The sequence below is a fragment of the Ohessyouella blattaphilus genome (assembly GCF_024721265.1).
GTDB classification, from domain to species: domain Bacteria; phylum Bacillota; class Clostridia; order Lachnospirales; family Lachnospiraceae; genus Aequitasia; species Aequitasia blattaphilus_A.
Window position 1 is genome coordinate 143,565 of record NZ_JAMXOC010000002.1, and the last position, 20,726, is coordinate 164,290.

A 20,726-nucleotide genomic window follows, 5' to 3' on the forward strand; every position below is an offset into this window, starting at 1 on the left:
TAATGTCTGGACATTCAAAATTTGCCAATATTAAACATAAAAAGGAAAAAAATGATGCGGCTAAGGGGAAGATTTTTACGAAAATCGGAAAAGAACTGGCAGTAGCCGTTAAAGAAGGAGGAAGCTCAGACCCAAGTATCAATCGGCGACTGCGAGATGTAATCGCCAAGGCTAAGGCGAATAATATGCCCAATGATACGATTGAACGGAATATTAAGAGAGCGGATTCGGACCCTTCTACCTACGAGGCGATCACTTATGAAGGCTATGGGCCAAATGGTACAGCGATTATTGTAGAGACTTTGACGGACAATAAAAACCGAACCGCGTCAAACGTCAAGAATGCTTTTACCAAAGGTGGCGGTAACGTAGGTACACCTGGCTGTGTTGCCTTTATGTTTGACAATAAAGGGCAGATTATCATCGATAAGAACTCCTGGGAGAAGGACGCCGATGAACTGATGATGTTAGCCTTAGATGCCGGAGCCGATGATTTTGTAGAAGAAGATGATAGTTACGAAATCACTACCGCTCCTGATGACTTTAGCGGGGTGCGAGAAGCGTTAGAAGAAGCCGGGGTAGAGATGGTGATGGCCAGTGTTACCATGATTCCGCAAACCTTTGTGACGCTAAGCGATAGCGAGGATATTAAGAATATAACGAAGACACTGGATATGTTAGAAGAAGATGACGACGTACAGGATGTGTACCACAACTGGGAGGAATAATCAGGATGGAAGAACTAAAACAAGGGTTACGCACCCTGTTTGACGAGATGCTACCTAAGACCAAGAGTTTTAAGAGCAAGACGTACGAGCAGACGTTTAGCGATATGATGGATGCCCATAGTGAAAATCTACGGTTAATTGAGGAGGCCATCTATACAGCAGATGAAGAACAGCAGCCGGTGCTTATTAAAGAATTCGGCGCGGTTATTCCTGAATATGCAAAAAGCAAAACGGCAGAAATGTCGAAAAACCAACTAAATGCCAAGCAAATTGATTTTAATATGAATATGGCAGCTTACGTAATTCCTGCCATCCGTTACGGCGACCGAGCATTCTGTAAGCAGATTGCTGAGGAAACAGTAAAGCAGTGGAATGGGCAGAAAGTGACAGGGTTAACCTTGCAGACATCTACCTATGAAGATATTAGCGGTGGCTTTAAGAAAAAGCTCTGTTACATCACCACGGCGGTCTGCGCAGAGCAAGGGAAACCGGATAACTGTCAGGAGTTAGAAATCCTTAGAAACTACCGGGATACGTATTTGATGCATTCACTAGATGGCCGCGCGTTAGTGGAAGAGTACTACGAGATTGCTCCCGTATTGGTGATGATGCTAGATATGCAGAAAAACCGCCAAGAGTTATATGGAGAAATCTATGAAGAATCGCTACTTCCTTGCCTAGAGGCGATTGCCAGCGGTGACTACGAAGGTTGTAAAGATAAGTATAAGGCCATGGTAAATGGTTTACGGGGTAAGTATTTACCCTCATAGAAAAGACTAAAGAATGAGGATGGACAAGCATGAGCGAAAACAGAAAAGAATATCGAATTGAAACGAAGTGTATACAATCCGGCTATCAGCCAGCCACCGGTGAACCCCGGGTAATGCCAATCGTGCAGAGCACGACTTTTAAATACGACTCTGGGGAAGCAATGGGTAAGCTTTTTGCCTTAGAGGCGGCGGGTTACTTTTATACCCGGTTACAAAATCCCACCAACGATAATGTGGCGGCAAAAATCTGCGATTTAGAAGGTGGAGTAGCAGCGATGCTAACCTCTTCTGGACAAGCAGCTAACTTTTACGCCCTCTTTAACATCTGCGAGGCCGGTGATCACTTTGTCTGTGCTTCCCAAGTTTACGGGGGCACATACAACCTTTTTGCCAACACGGTAAAGAAGATGGGGATTGAAGCCACATTCGTGGATCCCGATGCCGATGATGAAACGATTCATGCTTGCTTTAAAGAGAATACGAAGGCAGTTTTTGCGGAGACCATTGCTAATGCAGCGCTTACCGTTTTAGATATCGAAAAGTTTGCGCGGATTGCTCATGCCCACGGGGTGCCTTTAATCGTTGACAACACCTTTCCAACGCCGATTAACTGTCGGCCCTTTGAGTGGGGTGCGGATATCGTTACCCACTCGACTACAAAATACTTAGACGGTCACGCTACCAGTGTTGGTGGAGCGATTGTCGATAGCGGTAATTTTGATTGGGATAAATACGCGGACAAGTTTCCAGGACTGACGACGCCAGATGAGACGTATCATGGAGTGGTCTTTACCGAACGTTTTGGAAAGGGCGCTTTCATTACAAAAGCCACTACGGTATTAATGCGCGACTTAGGTTCTATTCAGGCGCCGATGAATGCTTTTTTACTCAATATCGGTATCGAAACCTTGCATCTGCGGATGGCCAGACATACCGAAAACGCTCTGGCAATTGCTAAATACTTAAAGAATCACGAGCAAGTGGCCTGGGTTCACTATCCGGATTTAGAAGGGGATCGTTACTACGACTTAGCGAAGAAGTACTTGCCAAAGGGAAGCTGCGGCGTTTTGACGTTTGGCCTTAAGACCGATATGCAGGGGACAGAAAGGTTTATGGATAATCTACAGCTAATCGCTATTGTTACCCATGTGGCGGATGCTAGGAGCTGCGTCTTGCATCCGGCTAGCCACACCCATCGTCAGATGAGCGATCAGGAGTTAGAAGAGGGTGGCATTAAGAAGGATTTGATTCGCTTGAGTGTCGGCATCGAGAATGTGGATGATCTAATTGAAGACATCGAACAAGCGTTAAATAAAGCAATAAATTAGGGGAGAAAAAATGGCAACAAAGAAAGCGAAACCAACAAGAAAGAAAAGCGTTAAAAAGAAAGAGACAGGGAAGGAAACGTATCTCTACGGGGAGATTATCATTTGGGCTACCTTGGCTGTCGCTGTTTTATTAATGTTAGGTGTTTTTGGGGTAGGCGGTTTTGCTGGTGATATGGTTAAGAACGGTTTAATCGGCGTTTTCGGCTTAATAGCTTACATTTTTCCGATTGTGCTCTTTGTTTCCGTCGCCTTTTTGATCTCCAATCGGGGGAAAAAAGGTGTGGTTCCGCGGCTAATCGTGGTGGCGGTGATTATCTTCCTGCTGTGCACCTTTCTCTCGTTGGTAGATAGTAAGGGTGGTTTTTTAGGAAATATCATTGTTTCTGGCCTTGTGCCAGCCATTGGAACCATCGGTAGCTACGTGGTGGTTATCGTTGGCCTGATCATCTGTATTATTATTTTGACTGGCAAATCGTTACTAAAAGGGGTAAAGTCGGGCAGTGATTTTGCCTATGAAAAAGCCAAAGAGGATATCGATGCCCGCCGGGAAACGTCTCGTATCCGCCGCGAGACCACTGCTCTAAAACGAGCGGATAAAAAAGCAAGAGGTGTTTCTTTTGCAACCACACTAACGGAAGAGAAAACAAAGGCACCAAAACTTAGAGAGCTTGAAGCCAAGGAAGCGACAGTGCCGGAAGTGGAAGTGGCAAAAGAAGAGGTTAGTGAACCAAGCTTTGTGATTAACCGAGCCGAACAGACACCTCCTAAGAGTAAGCCAGCAAAGAACGAGAATGTGGCCGAAAAGGTAGAAATAAACAGTACGCCAGTGACAAATGAAAACTACGCGATGCCACCCCTTGATCTGCTTAAGAGAGGGACTGGTGATACCGGTATCTCTGATGCTGATTTGCGGGAGACAGCGACGAAGCTAGAAGAGATTCTCAATAATTTTGGGGTGAATGTACGGGTGACTAACGTCAGTTGTGGCCCTTCGGTTACGCGGTATGAACTTCACCCGGAGATGGGGGTCAAGGTAAGCCGTATCGTTGCTTTAGCTGATGATATAAAACTTAACCTGGCGGCTCCTGACATCCGGATTGAAGCGCCTATTCCTGGGAAGGCAGCGGTGGGGATTGAGGTTCCCAATAAGTCTAACGCCACCGTCATGCTTCGCGATCTGCTTGAAAGCGAGGCCTTTAAGGAGACGAAGTCGAAGATTGCGTTTGCCGCCGGTAAGGATATTGCTGGTAAGATTATCGTTGCCGATATTGCCAAGATGCCTCATGTTTTAATTGCTGGGGCTACCGGCTCGGGTAAGTCGGTGTGTATTAATACGCTGATTATGAGCATTCTCTATAGTGCCCATCCAGATGATGTGAAATTCTTAATGATCGATCCCAAGGTGGTAGAGTTAAGTGTCTATAATGGTATTCCCCATTTACTTATTCCGGTTGTTACCGATCCTAAAAAGGCGGCAGGTGCTCTTAACTGGGCGGTGGCTGAGATGAATCGACGGTATCAATTATTTGCTGAATATAAGGTGCGGGATATGGCTTCTTATAATAAGATGACCACTACTTTAAAGGGTGAAGAAGGTGATCCGGTTAAAATGCCGCAAATCGTCGTTATCGTGGACGAGTTGGCGGATTTGATGATGGTGGCGCCGGGAGATGTGGAAGAAGCGATTTGTCGTTTGGCGCAGCTTGCTAGAGCCGCCGGCATTCACTTGGTCTTAGCGACTCAGCGACCATCGGTTAATGTTATTACCGGGCTGATTAAAGCCAACATGCCCTCAAGAATTGCCTTTAGTGTAACTTCTGGAGTGGACTCCCGAACCATTATCGATATGAATGGTGCGGAAAAGCTTCTAGGTAAAGGAGATATGCTGTTTTATCCCACGGGCTATCAAAAGCCGGTCCGGGTACAAGGGGCTTTCGTTTCCGATAAAGAGGTGCAAAAGGTGGTGGACTTCTTAAAGCAGCACAATGAGGTGTTAGACTATGATGAAGAGATTGTGGAGCAGGTAAACACGCAGACGACGAATAGTACCACAAGTATTACTGGTGGTGAGGATGGTGATGGCCGTGATGCCTATTTTACGGAGGCAGGACGCTTGATTATCGAAAAGGAGAAGGCCTCCATCGGTATGTTGCAGCGAAGCTTTAAGATTGGCTTTAACCGGGCAGCCAGAATTATGGATCAGTTACACGAAGCTGGGGTCGTGGGCGGAGAAGAAGGTACAAAACCGCGGAAAATTCTAATGACGATCCAGGAATTTGAAGGAATGGAGTAAAAAAGATGAAATCAGATATTCAGATTGCAAAAGAGAGTGAATTAAAACCGATAAAAGAGGTAGCGCTAGAGTTAGGTCTTGAAGAGGACGATCTTGAGCTCTACGGTAAATACAAAGGAAAAGTGGCTGATGAAGCCCTTAATAAGCTTGAAGGAAAAGCCCAGGGAAAACTTGTGCTAGTCACGGCTATCAATCCCACGCCGGCCGGTGAAGGAAAGACTACCACCACGGTGGGTCTTGGTGATGCTTTAAAGAAACAAGGGGAAAAGGTAGTAATCGCTCTTCGGGAACCTTCCCTTGGTCCTTGCTTTGGCATAAAGGGTGGGGCTGCTGGCGGCGGATATGCCCAAGTGGTGCCGATGGAAGACTTAAATTTACATTTTACAGGAGACTTCCACGCCATTACTTCTGCCAATAACTTAATCGCCGCCATGCTTGATAATCATATTCAACAAGGAAACGAATTGGGGATTGATCCCAGACAAATCGTCTGGAAGCGGTGCCTTGATATGAATGACCGGGTCCTTAGAAATGTGGTTGTCGGTTTAGGTAATAAGATGGACGGTGTAGTCAGGGAAGATCACTTCGTCATTACGGTGGCGACAGAAATTATGGCCATCCTTTGTCTGGCTACCGATTTGAATGATCTAAAAGAGAAAATCGGTCGCGCCATTGTGGCCTACAACTATAAAAATGAACCGGTGACCGTTGCCGATATTAAGGCGACGGGAGCGGCGGCAGCACTGTTAAAGGATGCCCTTAAGCCGAATCTTATTCAGACCCTAGAGCATACGCCGGCCTTTGTTCACGGTGGTCCTTTTGCCAATATCGCTCACGGCTGTAACAGCATAAAGGCGACGAAAGCTGCCCTCAAACTAGGCGATATCGTGATTACGGAAGCCGGGTTTGGCGCTGATTTAGGCGCTGAAAAGTTCTTTGATATTAAATGTCCAGTGGCGGGGCTTAAGCCGGATGCCGTTGTTTTAGTTGCAACAATTAGAGCCTTGAAGTATAATGGTGGGGTTGCAAAAGAAGATTTAAATACAGAAAACTTAGAGGCCCTAGCCAAAGGGATCGTTAACTTGGAGAAACATATCGAGAATCTCCATAAATATAATGTGCCAGTCGTAGTTACCTTAAATGCCTTTGTGAGTGATACAGAAAAAGAAAACGAGTTTGTGAAAAAATTCTGTGAAGAAAAAGGCTGTCGTTTCGCGCTATCAGAAGTGTGGGCGAAAGGCGGCGAAGGTGGCCTTGCTTTAGCAGATGAAGTGAAAGCCGTTCTAAAAGAAGGAAACGCTAACTTTGCACCTCTTTACAACGCCGAATTACCGTTAGAAGAGAAGATTAAGAAGGTGGCGACAGAAATTTACGGGGCAGGAGATGTCCAGTTTGAAGTGGCGGCTTCGAAGCAGTTAGCCCGTCTTAAGAGCTTAGGCTTTGATCATTTACCAGTATGTATGGCCAAAAATCAGTATTCCCTTTCAGATGATCCGACGCTACTTGGTCGGCCAAGGGATTTTACTTTACATATTCGGGAGTTATACGTTAGTGCAGGTGCGGGATTTGTGGTGGCGCTGACGGGAACGGTGATGACGATGCCAGGGTTACCGAAAGTGCCAGCGGCAAATAATATTGATGTAAACGGGGTCGGTGAGATTGTTGGGCTATTCTAAGGGAGATGACTTTATAGATGTTTTGGAGGTTTACAATAGATGAAGTGTAAATATTGTGGGACCCAGATCGATGGCGATTCACTTAAGTGTCCCCATTGTGGCCGAGAAGCCAGGATTGTCCCTGATTATAATCCAATAGATGATGTGTTAGAGGCTCAGATTAAGGATTCCTTAGCCGGTGAAGATAACTTAGCTGGCGATGATGATTATTTGGAAACGGTAGTTTTAAATAATACGTATGGCGGTGAGAAGCGCCAAGCAAGACGCAACACCTCTGGTGGGCGCCGGACGCGCACCATTAGTCCTAGGGATTTGCGAAAAGCGGAGATTGCCAAAAGAAAGGCCCAGAAGAAAAAGCGAAGACGGATTCTTTTAATCACCATGGCGGTTCTCGCGGTGGTGTTGGTGGTTGCCGGTTTGTTGATTTATAGCAATTCCTATACTGGCATTGTAAAAAAAGGCTATTCCTTAACAGAAGAAAAGAAGTACGACGAAGCCATCGCTGCTTTCAATAAAGCTATCGGCAAAAAGCCAGAAAAGCCGGAAGCTTACACTGGATTATCCAAAGTTTTTCTAGCTCAAGATGACTTGGAGCAAGCCGAAGCCGTGTTTAGCAAAGCCATCGGTGAGTATCCAGATAATGTGGATATCTACGAAGCATACATCTTGTTCTACTTGGATACAGATCAGCAGGCAAAAATTCCCGGTTTACTCTCTGGCGCACCAGAGAAAGTGCAGGATAAACTTAGCAAATATTTAATAGCGGTGCCAGAGTTTAGTCTAGATGAAGGTGTGGTTTATGATGTGGTACAGGAGCTCTCTTTGACCGCAGATGACGAGGACATTTACTATACAGTAGACGGCTCACAGCCTGTTGTAGGTGCTGAAAATACCACAAAATACACCGAACCTATCCAGATTAACAATGAAGGGGACACTACGATTACGGCCATTGCCGTTAACGATGAAGATATCCCTTCAGTGGCGGTAGCGAAGGTCTATACTATCGAATTGCCAATCGTCGATGCACCTTCCGTTAAGCCTTCTACGGGACAGTATGATGAGCCGACCAAAATCGAAATTGTCGTTCCGGAAGGGTATACAGCTTTTTATACCCTAGATAAATCGGATCCTACAAACGGCTCAATTAAGTATGAGGGACCGATTGACATGCCTGAGGGTACGACGATTTTTAAGGCGGTTTTGGTCGATAGCAGAGGAAAGCTCAGTGCTATCACTACCAGAAACTATATTTATGAACCTTAGTAAGAAGAAAAGTATACTTTATCTCTTAAGAGCAAGCTCACGAGAGAAAAGTGTACTTTTTTTATACCTGTTGTTTAGGGAATGTTAATAAATTATCTATTGTGTTTAATATTTAACAGGAGTATACTTAAGGACGAGAAACCCAAATAAACGAAAAGGAGACAAGCATATGAGTAGATTTACGTTACCAAGAGATATTTATTACGGAAAAGGTTGTTTAGAGGAACTGAAGAATTTAAAAGGTAAGAAGGCGATTGTCGTTGTTGGCGGCGGTTCCATGAAGAAGCAAGGCTTTCTCGAGCGAACGGTGGACTATCTAAAGCAAGCGGGCATGGAAGTCAAGCTATTCGAGGGCGTTGAGCCAGATCCTTCCGTTGAGACGGTAATGAAAGGCGCCAAAGTAATGCAGGAATTTGAACCGGACTGGATTGTCTCCATTGGCGGTGGTTCCCCAATTGATGCGGCCAAAGCGATGTGGGCGTTTTATGAATATCCAGACACTACTTTTGAAGAGCTTTGTATCCCCTTTAACTTCCCAGAACTAAGAACGAAGGCAAAATTTGTGGGAATTCCCTCAACTTCAGGAACGGCTACAGAAGTTACGGCTTTTTCCGTTATTACCGATTATGCCAAAGGTATTAAATATCCTTTAGCAGACTTTAATATTACTCCAGATGTGGCGATTGTCGATCCAGATTTGGTTGCCAATCTTCCAGCTAATCAGGTGGCATATACGGGTATGGACGCTCTCACCCATGCAATAGAAGCGTACGTGTCGACTCTCCATTCCTGCTTCACCGATCCTTTAGCAATGGAAGCTATCGAGATTGTGAATAAGGATTTACTTGACTCTTATAAAGGTAAAGAAGCCGCTAGAGAAAACGTTCATTACGGTCAGTGCTTAGCGGGAATGGCATTTTCTAATGCTTTACTAGGAATCGTTCATTCAATGGCCCATAAAACGGGTGCGGCATTTTCTACAGGTCACATTACTCACGGTCTAGCAAATGCTATGTATCTTCCTTACGTAATCAAATATAATGCCAAAAACGGGGAGGCTCTTAAGCGCTACGCGTTTATTGCCAAACGCCTTGGTCTTAGCGGTGAGAGTGATACTGAGTTAATGGAAGCGCTTTGCGAGCGCATCCAGGAGATGAATAAAGAATTATCCATTCCCTCAACTTTAAAAGACTTTGGTATTGTGGAAACAGAATTCAAAGAAAAAGTTGGTGAAATCTCTGTGAATGCCGTTGCGGATGCTTGTACCGGTTCAAATCCAAGGGAAATCGATCCGGAAACCATGGAAAAATTATTTATCGCTATTTATTACGGTGAGGAAGTGAATTTCTAAAAAAGATAAGACAAGAGAGGAGGGCGTGTGAAAACATGTCCTTTTTTCCTGTTAATCTGGTTGATATTTAGCTAACAATAACGTATTATAAAGTGTAGAATATTTTACAGTAGGAGGAAAGAAATGTATAAGATAGTAAAGGCTGAAAAGCTCGCAGACATGATATATCTTATGGATGTGAAAGCAGAACGAGTGGCTCGTCACTGTCAACCAGGTCAATTTGTAATCGTTAAGATTGACGAAATTGGTGAACGAGTACCACTTACTATTTGTGACTACGACAGAGAAGCTGGGACAGTTACCATCGTTTTCCAGATTGTCGGCGCATCCACAGAGCGGATGTCTCGTTTACAAGAAGGCGATTCATTTAAAGACTTCGTAGGACCTCTAGGTGTGGCTTCAGAATTTGTTACGGAAGATTTAGAAGAGCTGAAGAAAAAGAAGATTCTCTTTGTCGCTGGTGGGGTTGGTGCCGCGCCGGTATACCCACAGGTGAAATGGTTACACGAACACGGTGTGGAAGCGGATGTAATCGTGGGCTCAAAGACGAAAGACATGTTACTTTTAGAGGATGAAATGAAGGCCGTGGCGGGAAATTACTATCCTTGTACAGATGATGGCTCTTACGGTCATTCAGGAATGGTGACTACCAAAATCGAGCAGTTAGTGAGCGAAGAGGGCAAGAAATACGACGTGTGCGTAGCCATCGGACCAATGATTATGATGAAATTCGTCTGTCTACTTACCAAAAAGCTTGATTTACCAACGGTTGTTAGCATGAATCCAATTATGGTAGACGGTACCGGTATGTGTGGCGCTTGCCGTTTACATGTTGGCGATGAGATTAAATTTGCTTGTGTTGATGGACCGGAGTTTGATGGTCACCTGGTTAATTTTGATGAATCAATGGAGCGTCAGACCCTATATAAAACAGCTGAGGGCAGAGCTTGGCTAAAAGAAAAAGAAGGCGACACCCATCATGGCGGTTGTGGTAATTGTGGAGGTGACGAATAATGGCAGATATTTTAAAAGCCACACCTGTAAGAGAACAAGATCCTAAGGTGCGGGCAACAAATTTTGAAGAAGTATGTTACGGATATAATAAAGAAGAGGCAATGGACGAAGCCACTCGTTGCCTAAATTGTAAGAATGCTCGTTGTATTCAAGGGTGTCCGGTAGCAATTAATATTCCTGGCTTTATTATGAAAGTAAAGGATGGCGATATTGAGGGCGCTTACGAAGAAATTGGTAAGTCTTCAGCCTTGCCAGCAGTATGTGGCCGCGTTTGTCCACAGGAATCACAATGTGAAGCCAAATGCGTGAGAGGTATAAAGGGCGAATCTGTTTCTATTGGTAAGTTAGAGCGCTTTGTCGCTGACTACGCTTTAGAGAACAACATTTCACCTAAGAAAGCCGAGAAGACCAATGGCCATAAAGTTGCCGTTATCGGTTCGGGACCGGCAGGTCTTACAGCCGCTGGCGATTTGGCTAAGGCAGGTTACGAGGTAACTGTATTTGAAGCCTTGCACGAACTCGGCGGTGTACTTGTATACGGCATTCCTGAATTCCGTTTACCTAAGGATAAAGTGGTTAAGAAGGAAATCGAGAAGGTAAAAGAGCTTGGTGTTAAATTCGAAACCAACGTGGTTATCGGTAAATCAACGACGATTGATATGTTAATGGAAGAGGAAGACTTTGAAGCTGTCTTTATCGGCTCTGGTGCTGGTCTACCGATGTTTATGGGCATCCCTGGTGAGACCGCTAACGGCGTTTTCTCGGCCAATGAATACTTAACTCGTAGCAACTTAATGAAAGCTTACGATAATAACTATGATACCCCGATTGCTGCTGGCAAAAAAGTCGCTGTTGTCGGTGGTGGTAACGTAGCTATGGATGCTGCAAGAACGGCTCTTCGCCTAGGTGCAGAAGTGCATATCGTCTACCGTCGTAGCGAAGAAGAGTTACCGGCTCGAGTAGAAGAGGTACATCACGCGAAAGAAGAGGGAATTATCTTCGATTTATTAACGAATCCGATAGAAATTCTCGCTGATGATAAAGGCTGGGTTACAGGCATGAAATGTATCCGGATGGAATTAGGAGAAGCGGATGCTTCTGGACGTCGTCGTCCAGTGCCAATTCCTGGTTCAGAGTTTGTAATCGAGCTCGATACAGTTATTATGTCTCTGGGAACATCTCCAAATCCTTTGATTGCCTCTACCACTAAGGGCTTAGAGATTAATCAAAGACAGTGTGTTGTGGCAGATGATGAAACAGGACAAACGTCTAAGGCTTTTGTTTTTGCAGGAGGAGATGCGGTTACAGGTGCAGCTACGGTTATTTTAGCAATGGGAGCTGGTAAGGCTGGCGCTAAGGGAATCGACGAGGCTCTATCGCAGAAATAAAAACTATGAAGATTACAATAATTGCCATTGGCAAGTTGAAGGAACAGTATTTAAAGGACGCAATCGCTGAGTACAGCAAACGGTTACAGAAGTTTGCCACTCTAGAGATTATCGAAGTACCTGATGAAAAGACAGATATTAACGCTTCAAAGGCAGATGTGGAAAAAGCGAAGGATAAAGAAGGCGCAAAAATGCTCTCTTATATTAAAGACGATGCTTACGTATTTGCTTTAGAGATTAAAGGCAAGATTTTTTCTTCAGAAGAGCTATCGGAGCAAATCGGGAAGCGTATGTTAGAAGGCAATAGCCATCTGGTCTTTTTGATCGGTGGCAGCCTAGGATTATCGTCGAAAGTGCTAGCGAGAGCCGATTTGAAAATCAGCTTCTCCAATATGACCTTTCCCCATATGCTGATGCGCGTAATTCTTTTGGAACAGGTATATCGTAGCTATAAAATTTTAAATAACGAACCTTATCATAAGTAAAAATGAAGAAAAAGTGTGACCTCACCTCCGGTGGGGACACACTTTTTTTTCGATTTTCGCGAAGCGTGATGCTTCCGGTTGGGACGGATTTTAGATGATGTGGTTTTGGGTGGCGATGTAAATGGCATCGGCGCGGTTTTTGGCACCTAGCTTGTTGTAGATAGAGTTGATGAATTTCTTTACGCCGTTAATGGAAATTCCCATGGCTTCAGCGATCTCATTACGGGTATAGCCCTGGGAGAGCAGGGAGAGAACGTTGCGTTCTCGCTTGGTTAAATTAGACACATTGTGCTGTAGCTTCTTTTGGTCGTTTTTGTAGGCCGCCTGTAAGCCTTTGCGGTTTTCTGCCCCGGCTCTGGTTTTCGACTCTAAATCCTTTAACCACTCGTAGTTAAAGTCATAGGGATTCGGGAGCCTAGCCATACTGATGGCTGGTAGCGCTAGGGCGCCTAGTTCCACAACGGGCATATAGAGATTGTACTTATAAATCATCTGGTACAATTTGGCGAAATAGGATACGGATTTTTCTCGTTGTTTTTCATTTGCGAAAAAAATGCTTTTAATCAAGTAGTAGTAGACCCGTAAAACCCAGAGTCCTTTCTGCTCGAAAAGGGGTTCCATTTGAAAGAGCATTGTATGGGCTCTTGAATAATCGCCAATATGGAGATTATAGATGGCTCCGACTAAATAATTACGTCCTTTCTTTAGCGGATGTTCTTCGTAGGCATCAAAGTTATTTTCCTTTATCCAGGACTCAATCCGCTGGGAGTCGTCTACCTCTAGGTAAAAGGAGGCATTTAAAATGTCTCTAAGTTGGCGATAAGGCGAGGCTTCATCGTGGGTAAAGTAATTGTTAATCTGTTCTGCCTCTTGGAACATAGTAGCGTAATCCCGTTCCGATAAAGCGATTAGAGAGAGCAGGTAGTGTGCTTGCATGGCGATATTATACTGCTTTATTAACAGGGACTTAGAAATTGCCAACTTGGCCGCCACCTTGCTTTCGCGAAACTTGCCGCTATAGTAAAAGGCTTCTGCTTCAAAGAGGTGTTCGTAACCAAAATCGCTATTTTTACAAACGATATTTCGATAACACATATATTGGTCTATATAGGCAATCATGTCTTTCGGAGTATGTTCATCACCATCAGGCAAAAAGAAGAGGTGGTTTTCATCCACCATACTAGGAGATTGGGTAAAGACTGGCAATTCACGCTCGACAATCGCAGCGGCTTTCTGAATGTGCTCCATGCCCTCTAGGTTATTTTTGATAAGACTGATATCGGCAAGAGAGCGGTGGATTTCCGCAATCAACTTGTGATTGGGCACTTTCTTTAACAATTCTTCGTCTAAAAGCTCCTCAAATTTAAGTTTGGCAAAGTTTACTTGACTACAGCTTACGTAGGTGTAGGCAATATAAAAGTCGATTCGCGGATTATTCTTTTTTAGTCCCGAAGGCGTTTCGCTAAAGAAAGCCTGAATATTGGCAGATTTAGAGACACAGTGGAGAGTGTCTCGAGCCTCAGAAAGGCACTCCAATAAGTTTTCGAAGTTTTTCGCCAACATGTAGTATTCGATAGCGCCATCAGGGTTATCGTTTCGAAGAGCGTAGTCAGCGGCTAGGTTCCAGATACGCCGCCGTTCTTCTTCGTCGAAAATAATAATTTTGTTTTGCAAAAAATGACGATAAACCTTCTGCATATGGAAGGTTTCTAAATCGAAATTATAGTAGATAAAGATATTTCTGGTAAGACTTGTTAAGGTTTCGTCTCCTTCGCTCCGAAGGACCTCGTTTGCTAAGTTTAAATCAAAGTCGCTAAGGATGGAGATTTTTATTAGGGCCATTTGCATAGAAAGCGGGTAGTTACTAAAAAAGTGGTTTTCAAAAAGCTCGTATAAGACTAAGTAAGTCTTATTAATATTTCCGCATTCACAGTAATGGGAGATAAAAATTGGCCAACCATCCGAGCGCTCCACCAGTTCCGTAGCGCTATATTCACCACCTTCTAAGTTGTAGAGGGAGAGGAGTTTTTCGGCGTCATCGACGTTGAAAATCAAGTCAGCCTCGGTAATGCGGTTATAGTCTCCTGGGGTTAAGTATTGCATGTAAAAAGGGTTCTTGACCTTATCCATCTTCTCATTGCTAATAAGAATATGATGCAAACGTAGGTTGGTAAGCGTTAGGTTTTTCCCAATATAAGACATAATATCAGGGTTTTCTAGGAGTTCAAAGTTATCATAAACGATTAATACATCCTGGATCAGGGTATCTCTTTGCTCTAATAGGTTTAAATAGATAGTTAAGAAATTCTCCGTGTCTGTAGGAAAGGACTGGCCTTCAAAATGCCTGGCGTACGTCTCATCGGAAACGGTAACAGCGTGAATAAAGCTTTTCCAAAAGTATTCGCGGTCATTGTCCAGTTCAGATAGGGTTATCCAGAGAACGGGAATGTCTACGCTTTCAGCAAAGCTGGTAACTGCAGTGGTCTTTCCGTAACCGGGAGCGGCCACTACCGTGGTTAGCGGGGTAGATAAAGACTTTTCTAAAAGCTCGTCTAGCTTCGGTCTTTTTATCTTATAATTCATTAAATCACTTCCTTTATAATCCCATACTACCATAGAGCTTTTGCAAAAAACTACCCAAACGGGTAGTGATAAATTAAGTAAAAAGTGACAAAGGGGCACTTCTTAACTTAGGAGAAGCTAATATAATGACTTCAGACAGTAAAACTGTCTTATGGTCCATGTGAACATTGGTATGTCACACCTACACTTATCCCCAAATAAGATTAGTAGACCATATGAGAAAAAAGACTCTTTCCTTGATAGCGAAAGAGTCTTTTTTCTTGTATTATCAGCAAATTTTAAGTAGAATAGTAGTAACGAATTTACGAAAGAAGGATGTTTCATGACAGATATAACCACCACGATTCCCGCTCAACACGAAAGCAATGTCTTTGGGGAGTTCGATGTCTTCGCTAAAAAGATTGAACGGACCTTGCGGGTTACTTTGATTATGCGGGATGGTATCGTTAAAATAATGGGTGAAGAAAATCACGCAATCAGCGCCAAAAAGGTTCTAGAGCAACTAGTAGCGCTATCGGAAAAGGGCAATATTATCAGCGAGCAAAATGTTGATTACGCTCTATCTCTCGTAATGGAAGGAAGTAATGAGAGTCTTGTGGATATCGATAGTGAGGTGGTAAACCACACCTTACAAGGAAAACCGATCAAACCGAAAACCTTAGGACAAAAGAAATACATCGATTCCATCAAAAAGAATATGATTACCTTTGGAGTGGGACCAGCTGGTACAGGAAAGACGTATCTTGCGATGGCCATGGCGATAAACGCCTTTAAAAAAGATGAAGTAGGTCGAATTATCCTGACCCGGCCGGCAATCGAAGCCGGTGAAAAGCTGGGGTTCTTGCCTGGAGATTTACAGAGTAAGATTGATCCCTATTTGCGTCCCTTATATGACGCTTTGTATCAGATTATGGGAGCAGAAAGCTTTATCCGCAATTCGGAAAAAGGCTTAATTGAGGTAGCGCCTTTAGCTTATATGCGGGGACGGACTCTTGACAACGCCTTTATTATTCTCGATGAAGCTCAGAATACTACACCGGCGCAAATGAAGATGTTTTTAACGCGAATCGGCTTTGGTTCGAAAGTAGTTGTGACTGGCGATTTGACCCAGAAGGATTTGCCAAAAGGACAGCTATCAGGACTGGATACAGCCATTAAGGTAGTGGAGCGAATCGATGATATTGGAATTTGCACATTAACTTCTAAGGATGTAGTGAGACATCCGCTGGTACAGCGAATTGTCAAAGCTTACGAGAATTATGAGGCAAAGCAAACAAAGGGTAAAGAGAGAGCGAGAGGAAGAAGACGATGACCTTATTTTATGAAGATGAAAGCGAGATATCGTTAGGATTAGATGGGGAAGAGACCGCTTTCGCGGTAATAGAAGGAGCGCTAGACTACTTAAGCGTTCCTTTTGAGTGTGAGGTTAATTTACTGCTGACGAATAACGAGCAGATAAAGAGCTTAAATAAAGAATTTAGGGAAATCGACAAGGCGACGGATGTCTTGTCCTTTCCTATGAATGATTTTGCAGTGCCTCTCGATTTTACCGCCGAAGAGCATCTGTCCTTCAATCCTGAATCGGGGGAATTGCTACTAGGCGATATTGTAATTTCCAAGGAAAAAGTGCTCTCTCAAGCCGCCGAGTATGGGCATGAGTCGATGCGAGAATACGCTTTTCTAATTATCCATTCTGTGTTACACTTACTAGGATATGACCATTTAGAAGAAGGGGAACGGAAAGTGATGGAAGAGAAGCAAAAAGAGATTCTCGACTTTCTGGAAATTAGACGTTAATGGAGTAAACTATGGCAGGCAATAAGCAAAATAAAAGTAATGATTTCCTGGTACAGGGATCGATTCTCGCGGTAGCGGGGATTATCACCAAAATCATTGGTCTCGTGTACCGGGTACCTCTTAATAATATCTTAGGAAAAGAAGGAAACGGCTATTATTCCATGGCCTTTAGCATCTATATTGTTTTCTGGACGCTAACCTCTTATAGCTTACCACTGGCTGTTTCGAAGCTGGTATCGGCAAGAATTGCCAAAGGACAGTATAAAAACGCATACAAAGTATTCAGGGGTGCTATGTCTTTAGCCGTAGGTGTTGGCGGGGCAGTTTCCATCCTTCTTTTTTTGTTTGCAAATACTTTGGCTTCGGTGGTTATGAAATCAGACCTTTCCGTATATGCGATTCGCGTCTTAGCGCCCTGTATTTTTGTGGTGTCTGTGCTGGGAACGCTTCGTGGTTTTTTTCAGGGGATTGGCTCGATGGTACCAACGGCCGTATCCCAGATTATTGAGCAAATTGTTAACGCTATCGCCAGTATCGCCGGAGCTTACGTGCTCTTTAACATTGGGAAGAAATTAGGAAAAACCGCTGAAGGTACTTCTTATGGCGCAGCTTACAGCGCTGCCGGCGGTACCATCGGTACGGTCCTAGGAGCCTTCGTCGCCTTACTTTTTATGCTCCTGGTATTTGTGGCGTATAAGAAGTATTTTAAGCGAAAAATGAAGCGGGATGGAACGAAAAAAAGCGAGGATACCCGCTATATTCTAAAGATATTACTGCTAACGATTACCCCTATTTTGATTAGTGCCACCATCACCAATATGAATGACTTCCTAGATGGGACGATTTTTAATAACGTAATGGCCGCCCAGGGAATGGCGAAGAAAGACTATATCGATATTTACGGTGTTTTTGGTGGGCGCTATTCCACCTTAATCGCTGTGCCTATTTCCATCGGTTCCGCTCTAGCGGCCTCTTTTATTCCCAGTTTGGTAGCATCTATGCAAACTCGAAATAAGAAAGAGGTCTTCGGTAAAATTGAAAGTACGTATCGCTTTAATATGATCGTAATGATACCTTGCGCCGTGGCTCTTTTCGTGCTGGCGCGGCCGATTCTCGACTTGCTCTTTTCTGGGGATAATACCTTAGCGGCCAATATGCTCCGAGTAGGGGCACTGTCTATTCTGTTCTTCGGTTATATGATGGTCTCTAACGCCGTTCTCCAGGGAATCGATGAGATGGGGGCAACGGTTAAGAATGCCTTTATCGCCTTGATTGTCTATGTGGTAGCCCAACTCTTTATGTTGGTGGTGCTAAAGCTGGGCATCTATGGCGTGATTATTAGCCGTATTATCTACGGGATGACGGCAAGCTATCTAAATGCCAAGGACGTGCGCCGCTATATCGGTTACGTTCAGGAAAAGAAGCGAACGTATGTGATTCCCGGGATTTCAGCAGCGATAATGGGTATTATCGCCTTCTTTTCTCAGCTTGTCCTGGAGCTTTTCCTACCAGGGAAAGTGGCAACGCTGATTACCTGCATGGTCGCCGTAATCGTTTATTTCGTGGTCTTGATTCTCCTTGGGGGAATCAAGGAGTCTGAAATGAAGGGAATGCCAAAGGGACACCTGTTGATAAAAATATGTCGCAAATTACACTTGTATCGTTAGGAAAGTAGGATAATACTATGGATGACAAAAAAGTAGCTCGCATTAATGAGCTCTATCATAAAGCGAAAGATGTTGGTTTAACCGAGGAAGAGCGCAAGGAACAAAAGGTTTTGCGCAAGGAGTACGTCGAGAGCTTTAAAGCAAATCTGCGCTCTCAGCTTAATAATATTTCGATTGAGGAAGCGGATGGCTCCATTACGGACCTAGGTGAAAAATATGGAAGCAAAGAAACAGATAAGAACAATTGCTCTTAAGAAGAGAGCCCAGGTCCCCGTTGCCGATCACCAGCAATGGGACCTGGAGATTCATAAGCGCCTATACGAGCATCCGTTCTTTATAAAGAGTGAAACCATTCTGTGCTACTTAAGTTTACCGGATGAAGTGGGTACAGATTTGCTGATTAGCGAATGCTTACGAAGAGGGAAGAAGGTGTATATTCCCAAAGTCTGTCAGCAGGAGATGGTTTTTTATCGGTTACGGGCATTAGACCAGGTAGAACTTGGGCATTTCGGCGTCCGTGAGCCTCTTTCGCGGGAAGCGTATCAAGGAGAGGAAGGTCTAGTGATCACGCCCCTTTTAGCCTTTGATAAAGAACTAAGACGCTTAGGATATGGTGGCGGTTATTACGATCGCTTTTTTGCCAGCCATAACAATATGAACAAAATAGGCCTTGCCTATGAATTGCAAAGAATAGAACGGGTACCAACGGATGCACGAGATGTACCCTTAGATTTAATTTTTACCCAGAAGGAGATGTATGAGTGTGTGTGTAACTAAAGTTTTGCCCAGCGATCCGGTGATGCTCTTAAGCGTAATTAATACCGATCTTCGTGATTTTTATCCAAGCTTAGATGCCCTCTGTGAGGACCGTAACCTAGATAAGCAGGGGCTAGTCGATAGGTTAGCTCTCATCAATTACACTTATGATGAAAAGAGGAATCAATTTATATGAGTACATTACAGATGGTGCCGGTTAACGAACCGGATCGACAATATTATTTTATAGATAAGGCCAGAACCTACGTCCGTCAGTTAGGGGAGGCGCTCGGGAGAACGCCCAGGGCTTGTATAACAACTTTCGGTTGTCAAATGAATTCTAAAGACTCGGAGAAGCTTCTCGGTGTCTTAGAAGAAATCGGTTATGAAGAAAGTAGCGAAGAGATGGCTGATTTGGTCATCTTTAATACGTGTACGGTCAGAGAAAACGCCAATACCAGGGTGTATGGTCGGTTGGGACGACTAAAGCCAGTTAAAAAGAAAAATCCCCACATGATGATTGGTCTGTGCGGCTGTATGATGCAAGAGGAGTTAGTGGTAAACAAGCTAAAGGATAGCTACCGGTTTGTGGATTTGATTTTTGGTACCCACAATGTCTATAAGCTAGCGGAACTTTTGGTTATGCGTTTTGAATCAAAAGATATGATTATCGATATCTGGGAAGACACGGATAAAATAGTGGAAGACTTGCCAACAGAGCGCAAGTACCCCTTTAAGTCAGGGGTTAATATTATGTTTGGCTGTAATAATTTCTGCACGTATTGCATCGTTCCTTACGTTCGCGGCCGGGAGCGCTCAAGGCGTCCGGAGGCTATTCTTAGCGAAATCAAAAGATTAGCTAGTGAAGGCGTAGTCGAAATCATGCTACTAGGCCAAAACGTCAATTCCTACGGGAGAGGTCTCCCCGAAGAGATTACCTTTGCCAAACTACTAGAGCAGATTGCTGCCATCCCTGGAATTCAGCGGATTCGCTTTATGACTTCCCACCCCAAGGATTTATCGGATGAACTGATTGAGGTAATGGCCAGAGAAGAAAAGATTTGCAATCATTTGCACTTACCGGTCCAAGCGGGTAGTAGTCGGGTTTTGAAGAAGATGAATCGAATCTATACGAAAGAGGGTTATCTTACCTTAGTGAAGAAGCTTCGGGAGAAAATACCGGATATATCCCTAACCACGGATATTATCGTTGGCTTCCCTGGGGAAACGGAAGAAGACTTTTTAGAAACGTTAGCGGTGGTAAAAGAGGTGCGCTACGATAGCGCGTTCACTTTCTTGTATTCGAAAAGAAGCAATACACCAGCGGCGACGATGACGGATCAAGTTCCCGAAGATATCGCCAAAGAGCGGTTTGACCGTCTCTTAAAAGAGGTACAGGAGATCGCTCACGAGCGGACACAGCGTTTTACAGGGCAGGTACTGGATGTTCTCGTAGAAGAAGTGAATCAGCACGATCCTCAGTACCTAACAGGACGCTTAAGCAACAATCTACTGGTGCATTTTCCTGGCAGTGAGGATTTGATCGGTCAGATTGTTCCCGTCAAACTCAGCGAATGTAAGGGGTTCTATTACCTCGGTGAAAAACTTGAACAAGGAGAATAAA

At 44.1% G+C, this 20,726-nt stretch carries 18 protein-coding genes; 17 read left to right on the top strand and 1 reads right to left on the bottom strand.

The genetic code is table 11. From position 1 onward, the window contains the following. Positions 1-2: 2 nt before the first annotated feature. The 10 genes from NHH16_RS02855 (at position 3) to rlmH (ending at position 12,299) form a co-directional block, all read left to right on the top strand. Positions 3-728, top strand: coding sequence for a YebC/PmpR family DNA-binding transcriptional regulator (locus NHH16_RS02855; protein ID WP_262068088.1), 726 nt, complete (start codon positions 3-5; stop codon positions 726-728). 5 nt (positions 729-733) lie between these two features. Next, positions 734-1,498, top strand: coding sequence for a CFI-box-CTERM domain-containing protein (locus NHH16_RS02860; protein WP_262068089.1), 765 nt, complete (start codon positions 734-736; stop codon positions 1,496-1,498). 29 nt (positions 1,499-1,527) lie between these two features. Further along, complete coding sequence (locus NHH16_RS02865) at positions 1,528-2,826, top strand: O-acetylhomoserine aminocarboxypropyltransferase/cysteine synthase family protein (RefSeq protein WP_262068090.1); 1,299 nt, start codon at positions 1,528-1,530, stop codon at positions 2,824-2,826. Positions 2,827-2,836: 10 nt separating this feature from the next. Then, positions 2,837-5,119, top strand: coding sequence for an FtsK/SpoIIIE family DNA translocase (locus NHH16_RS02870; protein ID WP_262068091.1), 2,283 nt, complete (start codon positions 2,837-2,839; stop codon positions 5,117-5,119). A gap of 5 nt (positions 5,120-5,124) precedes the next feature. Then, on the top strand, positions 5,125-6,795 hold the full coding sequence (locus NHH16_RS02875) for a formate--tetrahydrofolate ligase (protein WP_262068092.1): 1,671 nt from the start codon (positions 5,125-5,127) through the stop codon (positions 6,793-6,795). Positions 6,796-6,834: 39 nt separating this feature from the next. After that, the gene (locus NHH16_RS02880; protein ID WP_262068093.1) at positions 6,835-8,061 is read left to right on the top strand and encodes an FN3 associated domain-containing protein; all 1,227 of its coding nucleotides are present in this window, start codon (positions 6,835-6,837) and stop codon (positions 8,059-8,061) included. A 169-nt stretch (positions 8,062-8,230) separates the two neighbouring features. Next, positions 8,231-9,412, top strand: coding sequence for an iron-containing alcohol dehydrogenase (locus NHH16_RS02885; protein ID WP_262068094.1), 1,182 nt, complete (start codon positions 8,231-8,233; stop codon positions 9,410-9,412). Between the two features lie 123 nt (positions 9,413-9,535). Further along, a complete protein-coding gene (locus NHH16_RS02890; protein ID WP_262068095.1) occupies positions 9,536-10,426 on the top strand; it encodes a sulfide/dihydroorotate dehydrogenase-like FAD/NAD-binding protein in 891 nt (296 codons plus the stop codon). Then, positions 10,426-11,814 carry an NADPH-dependent glutamate synthase gene (gene gltA / locus NHH16_RS02895; protein ID WP_262068096.1) on the top strand — a complete coding sequence of 463 codons (1,389 nt, stop codon included), beginning with the start codon at positions 10,426-10,428 and terminating at the stop codon, positions 11,812-11,814. The genes NHH16_RS02890 and gltA overlap by 1 nt, the downstream gene beginning before the upstream one ends. A 5-nt stretch (positions 11,815-11,819) precedes the next feature. After that, on the top strand, positions 11,820-12,299 hold the full coding sequence (gene rlmH, locus NHH16_RS02900; RefSeq protein ID WP_262068097.1) for a 23S rRNA (pseudouridine(1915)-N(3))-methyltransferase RlmH: 480 nt from the start codon (positions 11,820-11,822) through the stop codon (positions 12,297-12,299). Positions 12,300-12,389: 90 nt separating this feature from the next. On the opposite strand, the gene NHH16_RS02905 is transcribed toward rlmH, so the two are convergent. Beyond that, positions 12,390-14,882 (bottom strand): helix-turn-helix transcriptional regulator, encoded by a 2,493-nt coding sequence (locus tag NHH16_RS02905; RefSeq protein ID WP_262068098.1) that lies wholly within the window; start codon positions 14,880-14,882, stop codon positions 12,390-12,392. Positions 14,883-15,204: 322 nt separating this feature from the next. Between NHH16_RS02905 and NHH16_RS02910 the strand changes: the two genes are divergently transcribed. From NHH16_RS02910 to miaB, 7 genes are read left to right on the top strand one after another with little or no spacing between them, the layout of a single operon-like run. After that, on the top strand, positions 15,205-16,194 hold the full coding sequence (locus NHH16_RS02910) for a PhoH family protein (protein WP_262068099.1): 990 nt from the start codon (positions 15,205-15,207) through the stop codon (positions 16,192-16,194). Next, positions 16,191-16,679 (top strand): rRNA maturation RNase YbeY, encoded by a 489-nt coding sequence (gene ybeY, locus NHH16_RS02915; RefSeq protein WP_262068100.1) that lies wholly within the window; start codon positions 16,191-16,193, stop codon positions 16,677-16,679. The genes NHH16_RS02910 and ybeY overlap by 4 nt, the downstream gene beginning before the upstream one ends. Before the next feature lie 11 nt (positions 16,680-16,690). Further along, the gene (locus NHH16_RS02920) at positions 16,691-18,346 is read left to right on the top strand and encodes a putative polysaccharide biosynthesis protein (protein WP_262068101.1); all 1,656 of its coding nucleotides are present in this window, start codon (positions 16,691-16,693) and stop codon (positions 18,344-18,346) included. A gap of 17 nt (positions 18,347-18,363) precedes the next feature. Beyond that, a complete protein-coding gene (locus tag NHH16_RS02925) occupies positions 18,364-18,600 on the top strand; it encodes a DUF896 domain-containing protein (protein WP_262068102.1) in 237 nt (78 codons plus the stop codon). Beyond that, on the top strand, positions 18,563-19,123 hold the full coding sequence (locus NHH16_RS02930) for a 5-formyltetrahydrofolate cyclo-ligase (RefSeq protein ID WP_262068103.1): 561 nt from the start codon (positions 18,563-18,565) through the stop codon (positions 19,121-19,123). Before NHH16_RS02925 ends, NHH16_RS02930 begins: the two co-directional genes overlap by 38 nt. Continuing rightward, entirely contained in the window at positions 19,104-19,298 is a 195-nt protein-coding gene (locus NHH16_RS02935; RefSeq protein WP_262068104.1) for a DUF4250 domain-containing protein, read from the top strand. Before NHH16_RS02930 ends, NHH16_RS02935 begins: the two co-directional genes overlap by 20 nt. Further along, on the top strand, positions 19,295-20,725 hold the full coding sequence (miaB, locus tag NHH16_RS02940; RefSeq protein WP_262068105.1) for a tRNA (N6-isopentenyl adenosine(37)-C2)-methylthiotransferase MiaB: 1,431 nt from the start codon (positions 19,295-19,297) through the stop codon (positions 20,723-20,725). The genes NHH16_RS02935 and miaB overlap by 4 nt, the downstream gene beginning before the upstream one ends. The last annotated feature ends 1 nt before the right edge of the window (position 20,726 follow it).